The 14,974-nt window shown below is 59.2% G+C and carries 11 protein-coding genes; 7 read left to right on the top strand and 4 right to left on the bottom strand.

The annotated features are described in order from the left end of the window. Positions 1–36: 36 nt before the first annotated feature. A complete protein-coding gene (locus Q1Y74_RS03355; RefSeq protein ID WP_300812319.1) occupies positions 37–1,635 on the top strand; it encodes an FAD-dependent protein in 1,599 nt (532 codons plus the stop codon). 815 nt (positions 1,636–2,450) lie between these two features. On the opposite strand, the gene Q1Y74_RS03350 is transcribed toward Q1Y74_RS03355, so the two are convergent. Beyond that, positions 2,451–2,939, bottom strand: a complete 489-nt coding sequence (locus tag Q1Y74_RS03350; RefSeq protein ID WP_300812318.1) for a DUF805 domain-containing protein — start codon at positions 2,937–2,939, stop codon at positions 2,451–2,453. 252 nt (positions 2,940–3,191) lie between these two features. Between Q1Y74_RS03350 and Q1Y74_RS03345 the strand changes: the two genes are divergently transcribed. From Q1Y74_RS03345 to Q1Y74_RS03330, 4 genes are all read left to right on the top strand, one after another. Continuing rightward, positions 3,192–3,767 (top strand): helix-turn-helix transcriptional regulator, encoded by a 576-nt coding sequence (locus Q1Y74_RS03345; protein ID WP_300812316.1) that lies wholly within the window; start codon positions 3,192–3,194, stop codon positions 3,765–3,767. Between the two features lie 98 nt (positions 3,768–3,865). Continuing rightward, complete coding sequence (locus tag Q1Y74_RS03340; RefSeq protein ID WP_300812315.1) at positions 3,866–4,108, top strand: hypothetical protein; 243 nt, start codon at positions 3,866–3,868, stop codon at positions 4,106–4,108. Continuing rightward, on the top strand, positions 4,102–4,410 hold the full coding sequence (locus tag Q1Y74_RS03335) for a type II toxin-antitoxin system RelE/ParE family toxin (RefSeq protein ID WP_300812314.1): 309 nt from the start codon (positions 4,102–4,104) through the stop codon (positions 4,408–4,410). The genes Q1Y74_RS03340 and Q1Y74_RS03335 overlap by 7 nt, the downstream gene beginning before the upstream one ends. Before the next feature lie 119 nt (positions 4,411–4,529). Beyond that, on the top strand, positions 4,530–6,899 hold the full coding sequence (locus Q1Y74_RS03330; RefSeq protein WP_300812313.1) for a TonB-dependent receptor: 2,370 nt from the start codon (positions 4,530–4,532) through the stop codon (positions 6,897–6,899). Positions 6,900–7,317: 418 nt separating this feature from the next. On the opposite strand, the gene Q1Y74_RS03325 is transcribed toward Q1Y74_RS03330, so the two are convergent. From Q1Y74_RS03325 to metA, 3 genes are all read right to left on the bottom strand, one after another. Continuing rightward, a complete protein-coding gene (locus tag Q1Y74_RS03325) occupies positions 7,318–8,382 on the bottom strand; it encodes a hypothetical protein (protein WP_300812312.1) in 1,065 nt (354 codons plus the stop codon). A gap of 3 nt (positions 8,383–8,385) precedes the next feature. Further along, positions 8,386–10,233, bottom strand: a complete 1,848-nt coding sequence (locus tag Q1Y74_RS03320; RefSeq protein ID WP_300812311.1) for a U32 family peptidase — start codon at positions 10,231–10,233, stop codon at positions 8,386–8,388. A gap of 153 nt (positions 10,234–10,386) precedes the next feature. Next, positions 10,387–11,304 carry a homoserine O-succinyltransferase gene (metA, locus tag Q1Y74_RS03315; RefSeq protein WP_300812310.1) on the bottom strand — a complete coding sequence of 306 codons (918 nt, stop codon included), beginning with the start codon at positions 11,302–11,304 and terminating at the stop codon, positions 10,387–10,389. Positions 11,305–11,461: 157 nt separating this feature from the next. Here metA and hflX point away from each other — a divergent pair, with 157 nt between their 5' ends. Beyond that, on the top strand, positions 11,462–12,709 hold the full coding sequence (gene hflX, locus Q1Y74_RS03310) for a GTPase HflX (RefSeq protein WP_300812309.1): 1,248 nt from the start codon (positions 11,462–11,464) through the stop codon (positions 12,707–12,709). A 78-nt stretch (positions 12,710–12,787) separates the two neighbouring features. Then, positions 12,788–14,779: a DUF4954 family protein gene (locus Q1Y74_RS03305; RefSeq protein ID WP_300812308.1), complete on the top strand. Its 1,992-nt coding sequence runs from the start codon at positions 12,788–12,790 to the stop codon at positions 14,777–14,779. Positions 14,780–14,974 lie beyond the last annotated feature (195 nt).

The following is a 14,974-nucleotide window of genomic DNA, read 5'->3' as shown; positions in this document are numbered from 1 at the left end:
AACTCTGTGGGACTCTGTGTCCTCTGTGGTGAAACAATGACATACGAATATAACATCAGAGTGCTACCCGAAGTAGCCGCTAACGAGCAACGCCTGATTGACTATCTGGTTAACGAAAAAGGCTTGAACAAGAAAGAAATAAACGCCACCCGCATCCTGAAGCGGAGCATCGACGCCCGCCAGCGGACGGTGCTGGTCAACCTCACCGTACGGGCCTACGTCAACGAAATGCCGAAAGACGACGAGTACCAACAAACCGTATATAATAATGTAGAAGGCCGCCCGCAGGTCGTCGTCGTAGGTGCCGGCCCCGGCGGACTCTTCGCTGCCCTGCGCCTCATTGAGCTGGGGTTGCGCCCCATTGTTGTAGAGCGCGGCAAGGACGTGCGCGAACGCAAGAAAGACCTTGTCCAGATCAGCCGCACGCAGGCCGTAGACCCCGAGTCGAACTACAGTTTCGGCGAGGGTGGGGCAGGGGCCTATTCCGACGGCAAGCTCTATACCCGCAGCAAGAAGCGCGGCAATGTGGACAAGATTCTCAACGTCTTCTGCCAGCACGGCGCATCCACCTCCATTCTGGTGGACGCACATCCGCACATCGGTACCGACAAGCTGCCACGCGTCATCGAGAACATGCGCAACACCATTCTTCGGTGCGGCGGCGAAGTTCACTTCCAGACCCGCATGGACGCCCTGCTCATTGAAGGCGACGAAGTGAAAGGCATCGGAACCAACACAGGTCAGACTTTTCTCGGCCCCGTCATTCTGGCTACCGGCCACTCTGCCCGCGACGTCTATCGCTGGTTGGCCGCCAACAACGTAGAGATAGAGGCCAAGGGCATCGCCGTAGGCGTGCGGCTGGAGCATCCCGCCCACCTCATCGACCAGATACAATATCACAACAAGAACGGACGCGGCAGGTACCTGCCCGCTGCCGAGTACAGCTTTGTCACGCAGGTCGATGGCCGCGGTGTCTACAGCTTCTGCATGTGTCCCGGCGGTTTCATCGTGCCCGCCGCCAGCGGTCCCGAACAGATTGTGGTGAACGGCATGAGCCCCAGCAACCGCGGCTCGCGCTGGAGCAACAGCGGCATGGTGGTGGAAGTCAGACCGGAAGACTTGGAGAATGAAGAATTAGGAATGAAGGATGAAGAATTGTTATCAAGTCGTGGAAATTCTTCATTAAACATGCTTTCCCTGCAGGAACACCTCGAGCGCCTCTGCTGGCAGCAGGGCAACCGGCAGCAGACGGCACCGGCCCAGCGCATGGCCGACTTCGTGAACCGCCGCCTCAGCGCCGACCTGCCCGAGTCGTCCTATGCGCCCGGGCTGATAGCCTCGCCCCTGCACTTCTGGCTGCCTCCGTTCATTGCCGGCCGTCTGGCCAAGGGCTTCCAGCAGTTCGGCCGCAACGCCCGCGGCTTCCTCACCAACGAGGCGGTGATGATAGCTGTCGAAACCCGTACGTCGTCTCCTGTCCGCATTGTGCGCGACCGCGATACTCTCCAGCACGTCCGCCTGCGCGGCCTCTTCCCCTGTGGCGAGGGGGCAGGCTATGCCGGCGGCATCGTTTCGGCCGGCGTGGACGGCGAGCGGTGTGCCGAGGCTGCGGCTGGGTATTGCAGGGGGATGTGATGCTGCCAACCGTATTCAAACACTCCGCTTCCCTCCCAAAGGGCCGGACTGAAATCCGTGCGGCAGGGTTGCACTGGCTCTGTCCGGCGTGCAGGCCCCCATGGTCCAAGCCCCCATCCGTCGGTTTTCAATCCGGCCCCGGTGTAGCTCGGGTGTCGTAGCCGTTGCCGTGGCAGCGGCTTGCATTGCCCTTCTTTACATTTTGACACTTTGATTTCTCTGATGCGTGAGAATCCGTTTTTCCGGCCTTCCGCCCGGCTTGCTCGGAAAAACGGAGACGAAATGCCGTAATTGTTTGTACGGCAGGTGGATAGCGAAATCCTTACATTTGAAAGAGAATGGAAAAGGACTTTCGGGAGAGGAAAATGCCCGCTTTGTGGCTTCCGGAAGCCGCATTGTGGGGGCCAGTTGCCCTTCCGCAAGGCCGGAACAGGGGTTGGGGCCATTCCGTACAGGCATTTTCGCCCTTCCAGGCAAGCAATCGGTACGCTCCATGCAAGCATGGTGGACGGACGATGCAGGCATGGACGACGGACGATGCAAGCATGGTGGACGGACCGGGCTTGCACGGTGCCTGCTCCGGATGTGCGGAGAGCTGCTTTCCCGCTTCTGCCCGACACTTTTGGTCAATGTCCGGTGTAGGCAAATGGCCTTTTATGCTGACTTTTTGCAACCGTTTTGCTTGTAGGCCGTACAAAATGTACGGCTCGTCCGGGGCGGAAAGAAGGCGCACCGGAAGCCGTAAAAAAACTATCCGCAACTTCCCGATGCTTTTCAGGAACTTGCGGATAGTCTTTCATTCTTCAGGGAAGGTGTCATTTGGCCTCTTCTCCTTCGGCGGGAGCAGAAGAAGGAGTCTGCGGCGCCTGGTCGGCAGGTTTCTCGTTGCCGACGTTCACCGTTACGTTGATGGAAGAAGGCTGCTGCTGGTAGGGCATGCGGTTCTTCGGGTCGGGTCCGTAAGAGTTAGGACCTACCGTACCATCGGCGAACAGCATGTACAGACCCAGAACGATGTTGACTAACGGAATAAGACCCAGCAGAATGAGCCATCCGGACTTGTCCACATCGTGCAGGCGTTTCACGCCCTGTGCCAGGCCGAACCAGATGTCTGCAATAAGTACGATGATGCCAATCAGTACGCCAAAACCGAAACCGCTGGCCGAATTGGAAGCCACACCTAAGAACATGGTTCCTACACCCAGTGCCATGGCGATACCACCAAAAATAGAACTGATGACGGCCGAAAGGAAATACTCGATTCTGCGAATACGTCCGTTGAAAGAGAAAGGAGCTTTAAACATAATGATATTAAATTTAAGTGAATAATTGGTTTTACGTCTTAATTGTCGTAAGCAATAAAGATTATACAAATGTAATAAAGATTGTGCTAAAAGCAAACAATAATGTTCTTTTTTCGACCGATTCCTTGGAAAACCGGTCGGCCTTGCAGGCGAATCCCTGGCAGTCTGTCATCCGTGTTCCTGTTTCGGGCACTTGGCGATTTCCTCAAAAATAGCGTTCTTTGCAGGCATATAAACCATTAACCTTGAAGTATGTCTTCCCCCGAAATCGCCATCATCGACCCCAATACCCTGAGCAGTCTGGGCCTGCGCGGGCTGCTGGAGGAACTCATCCCCGGAGCCGTTATCCGCACGTTTCCCTCGTTTGCTGCCTTCATGGACGACACGCCTGACATGTATGCCCACTACTTCGTCTCGGCGCAGGTCTACTTTGAGCATACGGCCTTCTTCCTGCCCCGCCGGCCCAGAACTATTGTGCTGGCTGCGGGCGAGGGCAATCCGCAACTGGCGGGCACGCTGACGCTGAACATCTGTCAGCCCGAGAAGGCACTGGTAAAGGCCATCGTGCAGCTGCACGGTCACGGACACCGCCACGGGCATCCCGGCAAGCTGCCCGACGGACACGAACTGTCGGCACGCGAGATTGAGGTGCTGGTACTGCTGGTCAAGGGGCTTATCAACAAGGAGATTGCCGACCGCCTGAACATCAGTCTGACCACCGTCATCAGCCACCGCAAGAACATCACCGAGAAGTTGGGCATCAAGTCCGTATCGGGCCTCACCATCTATGCCGTGATGCACGGCTATGTGGAGGCCGACCGGATATAAGGGGGCGGGGCGGTGTTAAATAGACAATGTGCGGATGAAGATGTCAAAGTTTTCCTTTATCTTTGTGAAGTGTCATCCCTAAAGAAAAAGCATCCATCATGGAACTGAACGCATATAAACTGGAACTGGTACGCGAAATCATCAATGGTTTCAACAGCGAGGCCGCATTGACCAAACTGGCTGCGGCATGTCATCTGATACGCAACGAAGAGGCCGGCGGACAACTGGCAGCCATGCCTTCAGGCCTGCTGGACAGGCTGATGGACAAGGCCGTGCAGCAAGACGAACTGGGAGAATGTATCAGCGACGACGAACTGGCTAAAGAAATGCAGTCATGGTGATACGATGGTCGAAGCAGGCTGTCGAAAGCCTGAAGGACGTTTACCGCTTCTATCTGCCTCAGGCGGGAGCCGAAACGGCCCGCAGAATCGTTGAGGACATCCGGACCGAGACCCGTTATCTGCTTGTCTTCCCCGAAATGGGAAGCCGCGAAGTCATTGACGGCAAGCCTACGGACTATCGTTACATCGTGAAGCGTCACTGCAAGATATTCTATCTGGTCCGTCCGGATTATGTCCTCATCGCCTTCGTGTGGGACACCCGTCGCAATCCCCAATATCTGGAGGCATTGTTGGGACGTTAGCCTGTCTCCCACGTCCTCTTCGGTTTCTTTCCCCCCCCGATTTCCTCATAAGTGAGGATTGCACGTCCCGCGGGTTTGTCGTTACTTTGCAGCCCGAACAAATCCAGATGAATTGAATTATGTATATCAAGAGACTGCTGAGTGCAATCCTGCTCCCCCTGTTGGCGGGGAGCCTGGCGGCCGAAGAGGCCGATACGTTGAGAACCATACAGACGGACGAACTGGTCGTGGTGGCCGCGCCGAAGGAGACCAAGGCCCTGCGAGAACTGCCCATTGCCGTCAGCCTGCTGACGCAACAGGACATGCGGGCCAGGCAGGTGACGGGCATCAAGAGCCTGACTGCCGTCGTGCCCAACCTCTTCATCCCCGACTACGGCGCGCGGCTGACCACGGCCGTCTACATACGTGGCATCGGCTCGCGCATCAACACTCCCGCCGTGGGCCTCTACGTGGACAACATCCCCTTCATAGACAAGTCCGCCTTCGACTTCAACTATGCGGACATCGAGCAGATTGAGGTGCTGCGCGGCCCCCAAAGCACCCTCTACGGGCGCAACACGATGGGCGGGCTCATCAAGGTACACACCAAGTCGCCTTTCTCCTATCAGGGCACCGACGTCCGCCTGGGTGCCGCCACCTACGGCGACTACGACCTCTCGCTGACCCACTACCACCGCATCTCGGAGCGCTTTGCCTTCTCGGCGGGCGGCTTCTTCGAGCACGACGGAGGCTTCTTCAAGAACAGCTTCAAGGACGGCGAACGCATTGACCGCGGCAACGCGGGCGGAGGCCGTCTCCATGCCCTCTACCTGCCCGCCGAGAATCTGAAGATGGACCTCAACCTCAGCTACGAGTACAGCGACCAGGGGGCCTATCCTTATTATTATGTGGGCAGGGTGAATGGCGAGGAGACTTATCCCGACCTCGTGGGGAAGATAGCCTACAACGACGAGAGCTGCTACCGCCGCGGAATGCTGAACGGAGGCATGAACATCGAGTACCAGGCGAGCAGCTTCATTGCCAGCTTCATCACGGGCTACCAGCATCTGAACGACCGCATGGACATGGACCAGGACTTCAGCCCCAGGGACATCTTCACGCTGATGCAGAAGCAGCGTTCCAACACCGTGAGCGAGGAGGTGGTGTTGAAGTCCAAGCCCGGCAAGCGCTGGCAGTGGACGACCGGAGCCTTCGGTTTCTATCAGTGGCTGGACACGGAGGGACCCGTCCTCTTCAAGCGGCAGGGCATCGAGGAACTGATTGAGGACGCCGCCAACAACGCCTTCCCCACCTCGGACCGCGCCCCGCAGATGCACCTGAGCATCTACAACCAGACGCTGCCCGTCGGCGGCACCTTCTCCACCCCCCAGATGAGCGCCGCCCTCTACCACCAGAGCACGTGGAACGACCTGCTGGTGAAGGGCCTCTCGGCCACCGTCGGGCTGCGGCTGGACTACGAGAAAATGTGGCTGGACTACAATTCAGCCGCCGCGCCCCTGGACTTCGGCTTCTCGCTGAAGATGGGTCCCATGCAGATGGAGGACACCGAGATGCAGGCACGCTCGGGCCTGGAGGGCACCCTGAAGCGCGACTACCTGCAGCTGCTGCCCAAATTCTCCCTCCAGTACGAGTGGCGGCAGGGCAACAACGTCTACCTGACCGCCGCCAAGGGCTACCGCTCCGGCGGGTACAACATACAGATGTTCAGCGAGCTGGTCGAGGCACAGCTGCGCAACTCCATGAAGGAGGCGCTGATGGGCAGCCCCGTCTTCGGCAGCATGGCGGACATGATTGGCACCATGATGCCCGACGCCGAGGTGGACGTGGCCGGAAACGCCGTCTACAAGCCCGAATACACCTGGAGCTACGAGGCCGGGACGCACCTGACCCTGGCCGACAGCCGTCTGACGGCCGACCTGGCCGCCTTCCTGATGGACACCCGCAACCAGCAGGTGTCGCAGTTCTCGGAGAGCGGCCTGGGACGCACCGTCCGCAACGCAGGACGCAGCCGCAGCCTCGGGGCAGAGGCCTCCGTGACGGCAAGGCTGACCGACGCGCTGACGCTGAACGCCTGCTACGGATACACCTACGCCACCTTCCGCGACTACCTCACCGTGGACGCCGCCGGACAGGAGGCCGACTACCGCGGCAAGGCCGTGCCCTTCATCCCCCGCCACACGCTGAACATCGGCGCGCAGTACGTCTTCTTCCTCCGGGCCGGCGCCCTGCTGGACCGCATCCGCCTCAATGCCGACTACAACGCCGCCGGGCGCATCTACTGGACGGAGGACAACGCCTTCAGCCAGCCCTTCTACGGCACGCTGAACGGTCGCCTCAGCCTGGAGAAAGGGCAGGGCGCCGTGGGGCTGTGGGTGCGCAACGCGCTGGACAAACGCTACGACGCCTTCGGCTTCGAGAGCATGGGCAACCGCTTCGTCCAGCGGGGACGCCCCTTGCAGGCGGGCATTGACCTCCGCTGCCGTTTCTGACGGCATCCGGCGGAAAGCATCCGCCAAGACCGACTGAAGCCCCCTCCCTGCCCGCGCAGGAAGGGGGCTTCGCCGTCTGGAGGCAGGCCGATGTCCCGGCAGGCAGAAAACCTCCCCGGTGACATGGGCAGGAAAACCTGAATACACGGGCAGAAAAACTTGACGGGATTCGAGAGAAAATGCTCAGACATGCCTATGAATCTTCCATCTCCAGCCTTGACACAATTGTGTCAAGGTTGGAGACAGCTGTGTCAAGGCTGGACACAATCGTGTCAAGGCTGGACACGAAGAAATGACACGCATGTCCGAAGGTTTTTCCTGCGGGGGAATGGATATTTCTCCCGCGGGAGTCCGACTTTTTTCCTGCGTGAGACAGAGGGCTTTCCTGCCCGTGGCGCCGGCGGCCTTCCGCGGCGGGTCACTCGTTGACGGCGCCGCAGTGCGGACACACGCCCTTGTGCATCAGCTTGCCGCCGCAACGCCCGCAGCGGTAGCGCGAGGCACGGAGTGAGAGGCGCAGGCGGCGGAGGAATATCCACACGAAGACGGCCAGGAAGAGGTAGCCCACATAGATGTGGGTGGTGAGGATGAAGAAGAAGTAGCAGAAGATGCACGACGAGGCGAGCCCCAGCAGGTAGAAGCAGGCCGCGGCGGGGGTGAGCTGGCGGAAGAGGTCGTCGAGCACGGCCAGCAGCACGATGATGAACAGCCAGATGGCGGTGAGGAACACCGACAGGATGAAGGGCACGCGGAAGGGGGAGAGCGTGGGGTTGTAGTAGTAGTGTTCCCACGTGTCGGCGGCAAAGACCTGCATCGTCTCGTAGACGGTGGCGCTGAAGGCCATGAGCAGACAGAGCAGGAGGGGGTAGATGCTGTCAATGTCGTTGAAGTAGACCAGCTTGAGCTGTTTCCGCCTGAAGGCGCGCAGCAGCCAGACGGCCACGAAGAGGGCAAAGACGGCCACGAAGTAGGAGGCGTGTGTGTCGCTGAAGAGGTGGATGAACTGCGAGATGCTGTCCGTGGGCACGAAGTCGCGCTTCAGGTCGCATTCCCTCACCCATCCCTGCACCTCCTGCGTGTGGGCCAGCTTCACCCAGACGGTGTCCACCGTGTCCTTGGGGTGGACGGCGAACTCGGCCACGACCACGCGGTCGCCGCGGCGGAGGGTGTGGTAGGTGTTCTTGATGGGCAGCAGCTCCAGCGGCACGGAGTCGGCCAGGACTTCGAGGTTGGTGTTCCAGGTGTAGTGGCGCTCGTAGAGGCAGGCCAGCGAGTCGCGCGTGCGGGGGCTCATGCCCTCGCGGTCGAGGTCGGGGCGGGGATAGTGGCAGGCGGCGAGGGAGAGGATGAGGAACGGCCAGCAGAGCAAGTGAAGCAGGAAAAGCGGAGAATGAAGAAGGAAGGCGCAGCCATGCACAGGCCTGTCCGGATGCCTCTGCGAGGCCCCGCCGTACACCTTATTAATATGCTCTTCATTCCTCATTCTTCATTCTTCATTTTTGTAGACCTTCATCTGGCAGCGGCGGCAGTCGAACTCCAGCCGGAAGCGCCGGCCGTCGCCGGCCGTCAGGTAGTAGGGCTCGCGGTAGGGCGAGCGTCCGCCCTGGTGCGTGGGGCACCACCCCATGCTGAAGCGCAGGCAGTGGCGGCAGAACATTAGCGCGGCTCCCGGCTCGGCCCGGCGCTCGTAGGCGGGGGCTATGTCCTTCACGCCGTGTTCGGGGTAGAAGGCCTGCGCCTCGGCGTTCATCACGTTGCCCAGGTAGGTGAGCGTCGTCTCGGGGTAGGGGTGGGCCGTGGGCCGCCACACGGCCGTCTCGCGGCGGTAGTTGGTGCGGCGCAGGGCCGTCAGCCGTTCCACGACCTGCCTGCGCCAGTCGGCCAGTACGGACGAGGGGATGAACCAGTTGCCCGAGAGGCGGATGACGATGGCGTCGTCCCGGCCTCCCGCTTCAAAGGGCGTGTTGCCCAGCTTGGAGAGCTGCGTGCGCAGGTTGTCGGCCTGCGGCGTGCGGGCAGGCTCCTTGGGGTGGGCAAAGGCCAGGGTGGCGCGGTTGCCGTCCTCGTCCGTGGCGGTCAGGGCGAAGCCCCAGGGCGTGTCCGTCAGCAGCCAGCTGAGGGCCAGCTTTCGCTCGGCGGACTTGCGTGCCAGCACCCGCTCGAAGTCCTGGTCGAAGTTGCGGAAGAGGGGCGTGCGGGGCCGTATGCGGGGCAGGTCGGCGGCGGGGTACAGCTTGTTGCCCTCCACGCGGTTGATGCGGAATCCGTGCAGCCGTCCCTGCTCGTCGAGGAAGCAGGCGCCGTCGCCGTTGTGGAAGGGCTTCACGCCCGCCACGCTGACCCATCCGCCGCGCTGCTCCTTCACGGTGCCCATCGCCTCGCCCATGGACTTGGGCGTGTCCGGCGAGGCGATGTCCTCGCCCCGCCCCTGCAGGAAGTAGTGGGTGAAGCCGCGGCTGAAGCTCTTGTCCAGCTGGGGCGTGAAGTCGAAGCGGCTTGTGCCCGACGAGGCGCGGGCATACTCCGGCCGACGGGCCAGGATGGCGTCCAGCCGGCGGCGGTAGGCCGCGGTGACGTTCTTCACGTAGGAGACATCCTTCAGCCTTCCCTCAATCTTCAGCGAGGTGGCGCCCGCGTCCAGCAGCTGCTCCAGGCGGTCGCTCTGGTTCAGGTCCTTCAGCGAGAGCAGGTGCTTGTCCCGCGCGATGACCCGCCCCTCGGCGTCCGTCATCGTGAAGGGCAGTCGGCAGAACTGGGCGCACTCTCCGCGGTTGGCGCTGCGCCCGAAGCAGGCCTGGCTGACGTAGCACTGGCCGCTGTAGCTGACGCAGAGGGCGCCGTGGACAAACACCTCCAGCGGCACGTCGGGGCAGGCGCGGTGGATGGCGGCAATCTCGTCCAGCGACAGCTCGCGGGCCAGCACCACCTGGCGGAAGCCCGCTTCGGCCAGGAAGCGCACTTTCTCCGGCGTGCGGTTGTCCATTTGCGTGCTGGCGTGCAGGGGGATGGGGGGCAGGTCGAGCCGCGTGATGCCCATGTCCTGCACGATGAGGGCATCCACTCCCCTGCGGTACAATTGCCATATCATGCGCTCCGTCTCCGCCAGCTCCTCATCCTTCAGGAGGGTGTTTACGGTGACGTAGACGCGCACGCCGTAGAGGTGGGCGTAGTCCGTCAGGGCGGCGATGTCGTCCAGCGAGTTGTTGGCGGCGGCCCGTGCTCCGAACTTGGGCGCGCCGATGTAGACCGCGTCGGCCCCGTGGTTCACGGCCTCGATGCCGCATTCCAGATTCTTGGCCGGAGCCAATAGCTCTATCTTTCGTTTCTCTTTCACGTTCAATGGTTTATGTGATGCCTCGCGGCCTGCCCGGAGGACGCTTGCACGGTCCGTGGAGAATGCTTGCATGGTCCGTGGAGAATGCTTGCATGGTCCGCGGAGGATGCTTGCATGGTCCGGATTGCCAGTAAAACCCCTCCGCAGGCAGGGTTATTCAATCTCGTTGATGTTGTAGGGTGTCTCCTGATAGACGAAGTAGTTCAGCCAGTTGGAGAACAGCAGGTTGGCGTGCGAGCGCCAGCGCACCAGTACGCCCTTGTCGGGGTCGTTGTCGATGTAGTAGTTGCGGGGCATCTCGATGGGCAGCCCCTTGGCCAGGTCGCGCCGGTACTCCGTGTCCAGCGTCAGGGGGGAGTACTCGGAGTGCCCTGTGACGAAGAATTCGCGCCCGCCGCGCGCCATCACCAGGTAGACGCCTGCCTCGGCCGATTCGGAGAGCAGTGTCAGTTCGGGCACTTTCAGAATGTCTTCTTTCCTGACTTCGGTATGCCGGCTGTGGGGCACGTAGAAGAGGTCGTCGAAACCACGGAAGATGGGGTGTAGGGGTTGCAGGGGACGGTGCTCGAAGATGCCGAACATCTTCTGCGCCAGCGGATACTTGGGCACTCCGTAGTGGTGGTACAGCCCGGCCTGCGCTGCCCAGCAGATGTAGAGGGTGGACGTGACGTGTGTCCGCGCCCAGTCGAATATCTCCGTAATCTCGTCCCAGTAGTTCACTTCCTCGAAGTCCATCTGCTCTACCGGTGCGCCGGTGATAATCATGCCGTCGTACTTCTCGCCGCGCATCTTCTCGAAGTCGGTGTAGAAGGCCTTCATGTGCTCGATGGGTGTGTTCTTGGACGTGTGGCTCTTGATTTTCATGAACTGTATCTCCACCTGCAGCGGCGTGTTGGAGAGCAGGCGAACGAGGTCTGTCTCCGTGGTTATCTTCAGGGGCATCAGGTTCAGGATGACGATGCGCAGGGGGCGGATGTCCTGCTGCGTGGCCCGTGACGTGTCGATGACAAATATGTTTTCCTGCTTCAGCAGCTCGATGGCCGGAAGCCTGTCGGGTAAATTGAGTGGCATAAGTCTTTGAATTTCTTTGGTTGGCAAAGGTAACGCTTTTCCATGAAAGGGTGCAAGAATTTTTTCGTATATTTGCCACCCGCAAGGCCCCTCGGCCGAAATGCGCCGTGACGGGCGCGCAGCGGCGGGGACCGACTAACAGAATAAAGAAAAGAACATGAAAGAATTTGTAATTTCAGAGGCGCAAGTGGAGACGGCGGTGCTGGTGGGACTCATCACCAAGACGCAGGACGAGCGCAAGACCAACGAATACCTGGACGAACTGGCTTTCCTGGCCGAGACGGCAGGGGCCGAGGTGGTGAAGCGGTTCACGCAGAAGCTGGACCAGGCCAACTCCGTCACCTACGTGGGCAAGGGCAAGCTGGACGAAATCAAGCAATACATCAAGGACGAGGAGGAGGCAGAGCGGGAGATTGGCATGGTCATCTTCGACGATGAGCTCTCCGCCAAACAGATACGCAACATCGAGGGCGAGCTGAAGGTGAAGATACTGGACCGCACGTCGCTCATCCTGGACATCTTCGCCATGCGTGCACAGACGGCCAACGCCAAGACGCAGGTGGAGCTGGCGCAGTACAAGTACATGCTGCCCCGTCTGCAACGGCTCTGGACGCACCTCGAGCGACAGGGAGGCGGCTCGGGCGCCGGTGGCGGAAAGGGTTCCGTGGGTCTGCGCGGACCGGGCGAGACGCAGTTGGAGATGGACCGTCGTATCATCCTGAACCGCATGGCCCTGCTGAAGGAACGCCTGGCCGAGATTGACAAGCAGAAGGCCACGCAGCGCAAGAACCGCGGCCGGCTGATCCGTGTGGCGTTGGTGGGCTATACCAACGTGGGCAAGTCCACGCTGATGAACCTCCTGGCCAAGAGCGAGGTGTTTGCCGAAAACAAGCTCTTCGCCACGCTGGACACCACCGTGCGCAAGGTCATCATCGAGAACCTGCCCTTCCTGCTGAGCGACACCGTGGGCTTCATCCGCAAGCTGCCCACCGACCTGGTGGACTCCTTCAAGTCAACGCTGGACGAGGTGCGCGAGGCCGACCTGCTGCTGCATGTGGTGGACATTTCGCATCCCGACTTCGAGGAACAGATAGAAGTGGTGAACAAGACATTGGCCGACATCGGTGCGGCAGGCAAGCCCATGATACTGGTGTTCAATAAGATTGACGCCTACACTTACGTCCGCAAGGACGAGGACGACCTGACGCCCCGTACCAAGGAGAACTGGACGCTGGAGGAGCTGATGCGCACGTGGATGGCCAAGATGGAGGATAACTGCCTTTTCGTCTCGGCCCGTGAGAAGACCAACATTGAGGAGATGAAGACAGTGGTCTACAAGAGGGTTAAGGAACTGCATGTGCAGAAGTACCCCTACAACGACTTCCTTTATGACACCTACGAATAATGTCTGTCGGGCTGCCCGTATGAAAGTCAGGGACTTCTGAAACCAATATACAAATAAGGAACTAAAATGATTAAGGCTATGAATTATAGAAAATTGACTGAAGATGAAGTGCTCCGGCTCAAAAGCCAGTCCTGTCTGGCCGACAATTGGGATAAGGTCAGCGTGTCCGAAGACTTCTCGACCGAATATGTTCACCACACCCGCTTTTCGGGCGAAGTCCGTTTAGGCGCCTTCCGCTCGGAGTTCGAGCTGCCCGGCGGCATCCGCAAGCACTCGGGCTTGCGCCATGTAACGCTTCACAACGTCACAGTGGGCGATAACTGCTGTATTGAGAACATCCAGAACTACATCGCCAATTATGAGATTGGCCACGACACGTTCATCGAGAACGTGGACATCATCCTCGTGGACGGTCTTTCGCGCTTCGGCAACAGTGTCGAGGTATCCGTCCTTAATGAAACCGGCGGGCGCGAAGTGCTTATCAACGACAAGCTCTCTGCACACTTGGCTTACTTTATGGCTCTTTACCGACATCGTCCGGAACTCATTGCGCGGCTGAAAGAAATTACGGATTATTACTCCAATAAGCATGCTTCCACCGTGGGTACCATTGGCAACCACGTGACTATTGTGAATACGGGGTCTATCAAGAATGTACGAATCGGTGACTGCTGCCACATTTGCGGCACCTGCCGTCTTTTCAACGGCAGTATCAACAGTAACGAGTCGGCACCTGTACACATCGGTCACGGAGTCATTTGCGACGACTTCATCATCTCCAGCGGCTCTCATGTGGACGACGGCGCCATGCTCTCGCGCTGCTTTGTGGGACAGGCCTGCAAGCTGGGTCACAATTATTCGGCTTCCGACTCCCTGTTCTTCAGCAACTGTCAGGGCGAGAACGGCGAGGCATGTGCCATCTTTGCCGGGCCGTTCACCGTGACGCACCACAAGTCGACGCTGCTCATTGCCGGAATGTTTTCGTTCATGAATGCCGGCTCTGGCTCCAACCAGAGCAATCACATGTACAAGCTCGGCCCCATCCACCAGGGTACGCTGGAGCGCGGTGCCAAGACAACGTCCGACTCTTACATCCTGTGGCCTGCCCGTGTGGGTGCCTTCTCGCTCGTCATGGGTCGCCACGTCAACCATTCGGATACGTCCAACCTGCCGTTCTCGTACCTCATCGAGCAGAACAACACCACGTATCTGGTACCGGGTGTCAACCTGCGCAGTGTCGGCACCATCCGCGATGCGCAGAAGTGGCCCAAGCGCGACGGCCGCAAAGACCCTAACAAGCTGGACTTCATCAATTACAACCTGCTCAGTCCCTACACCGTACAGAAGATGTTCAAGGGGCGCGAGACACTGCTCAACCTGCGTCATGCCAGCGGCGAACTTTCTGACATCTATTCCTTCCACAGCGCCAAGATACGCAACTCGTCGCTGGCCAAGGGTATCAAGTTCTACGAGATTGCCATCCACAAGTTCCTCGGCAATTCGGTCATCAAACGGCTCGAAGGCATCGATTTCCGCAACGACGACGAAATTCGCGCCCGCCTTCGTCCCGACACCTCCATTGGTACGGGCGAATGGGTTGACATCTCCGGACTGATAGTACCGAAGAGCGAGATTGATGCCCTGATGGACGGGATTGAAAACGGTACTGTCAACAAGCTGAAGGAAATCAATGCAGAATTTGAACGGATGCACCTTAACTACTATACGTACGAGTGGACGTGGGCTTACGAGAAGCTGGAAGAGTTTTACGGTGTGAAGCCCGAAGCCATGACGGCGGCCGACATCATCCGCATCGTCGAGAAGTGGAAAGAGTCTGTCATCGGCCTCGACCGCATGGTCTACGAAGACGCCAAGAAAGAGTTCTCCATGGCTTCCATGACCGGTTTCGGTGCCGACGGCTCTCGCCTGGAGAAGGAAATGGACTTTGAGCAGGTGCGTGGCGACTTCGAGAGCAATCCCTTCGTCACTGCCGTGCTGAAGCACATCGAGGTGAAGAGCGCGCTGGGAGACGAGTTGATTGGAAGAATGAAAAAGATAGGAAAGGCATAAAAACCTTTTTCGAGCCTGAAGAAAAGACTTTCGATTAAAAAAATATTTCGATAATACTTCTTACCTTTGCAAGCAACAAGATTATAACAACTTTAAAGCAAGTAGTAATTATGGCAACAACACCTCCGTTCAAGTATCAGCCCATGTTCGAGAAGGGCAAGGATACGACTGAGTATTATCTGCTTACGAAGGACT

The sequence above is a fragment of the uncultured Bacteroides sp. genome (genome assembly GCF_949298305.1).
Classification (GTDB): domain Bacteria; phylum Bacteroidota; class Bacteroidia; order Bacteroidales; family Bacteroidaceae; genus Bacteroides.
Note: the sequence above shows the minus strand (reverse complement) of the source record. Positions and strands in the feature narration are given on the sequence as shown.

Coding starts and splice junctions, on each gene's coding strand:
- Q1Y74_RS03355 (WP_300812319.1), top strand. CDS start 37: ATGACATACGAATATAACATCAGAGTGCTACCCGAAGTAGCCGCTAAC.
- Q1Y74_RS03340 (WP_300812315.1), top strand. CDS start 3,866: ATGGAACTGAACGCATATAAACTGGAACTGGTACGCGAAATCATCAAT.
- Q1Y74_RS03345 (WP_300812316.1), top strand. CDS start 3,192: ATGTCTTCCCCCGAAATCGCCATCATCGACCCCAATACCCTGAGCAGT.
- Q1Y74_RS03325 (WP_300812312.1), bottom strand. CDS start 8,382: ATGAGGAATGAAGAGCATATTAATAAGGTGTACGGCGGGGCCTCGCAG.
- Q1Y74_RS03335 (WP_300812314.1), top strand. CDS start 4,102: ATGGTGATACGATGGTCGAAGCAGGCTGTCGAAAGCCTGAAGGACGTT.
- hflX (WP_300812309.1), top strand. CDS start 11,462: ATGAAAGAATTTGTAATTTCAGAGGCGCAAGTGGAGACGGCGGTGCTG.
- metA (WP_300812310.1), bottom strand. CDS start 11,304: ATGCCACTCAATTTACCCGACAGGCTTCCGGCCATCGAGCTGCTGAAG.
- Q1Y74_RS03305 (WP_300812308.1), top strand. CDS start 12,788: ATGAATTATAGAAAATTGACTGAAGATGAAGTGCTCCGGCTCAAAAGC.
- Q1Y74_RS03330 (WP_300812313.1), top strand. CDS start 4,530: ATGTATATCAAGAGACTGCTGAGTGCAATCCTGCTCCCCCTGTTGGCG.
- Q1Y74_RS03350 (WP_300812318.1), bottom strand. CDS start 2,939: ATGTTTAAAGCTCCTTTCTCTTTCAACGGACGTATTCGCAGAATCGAG.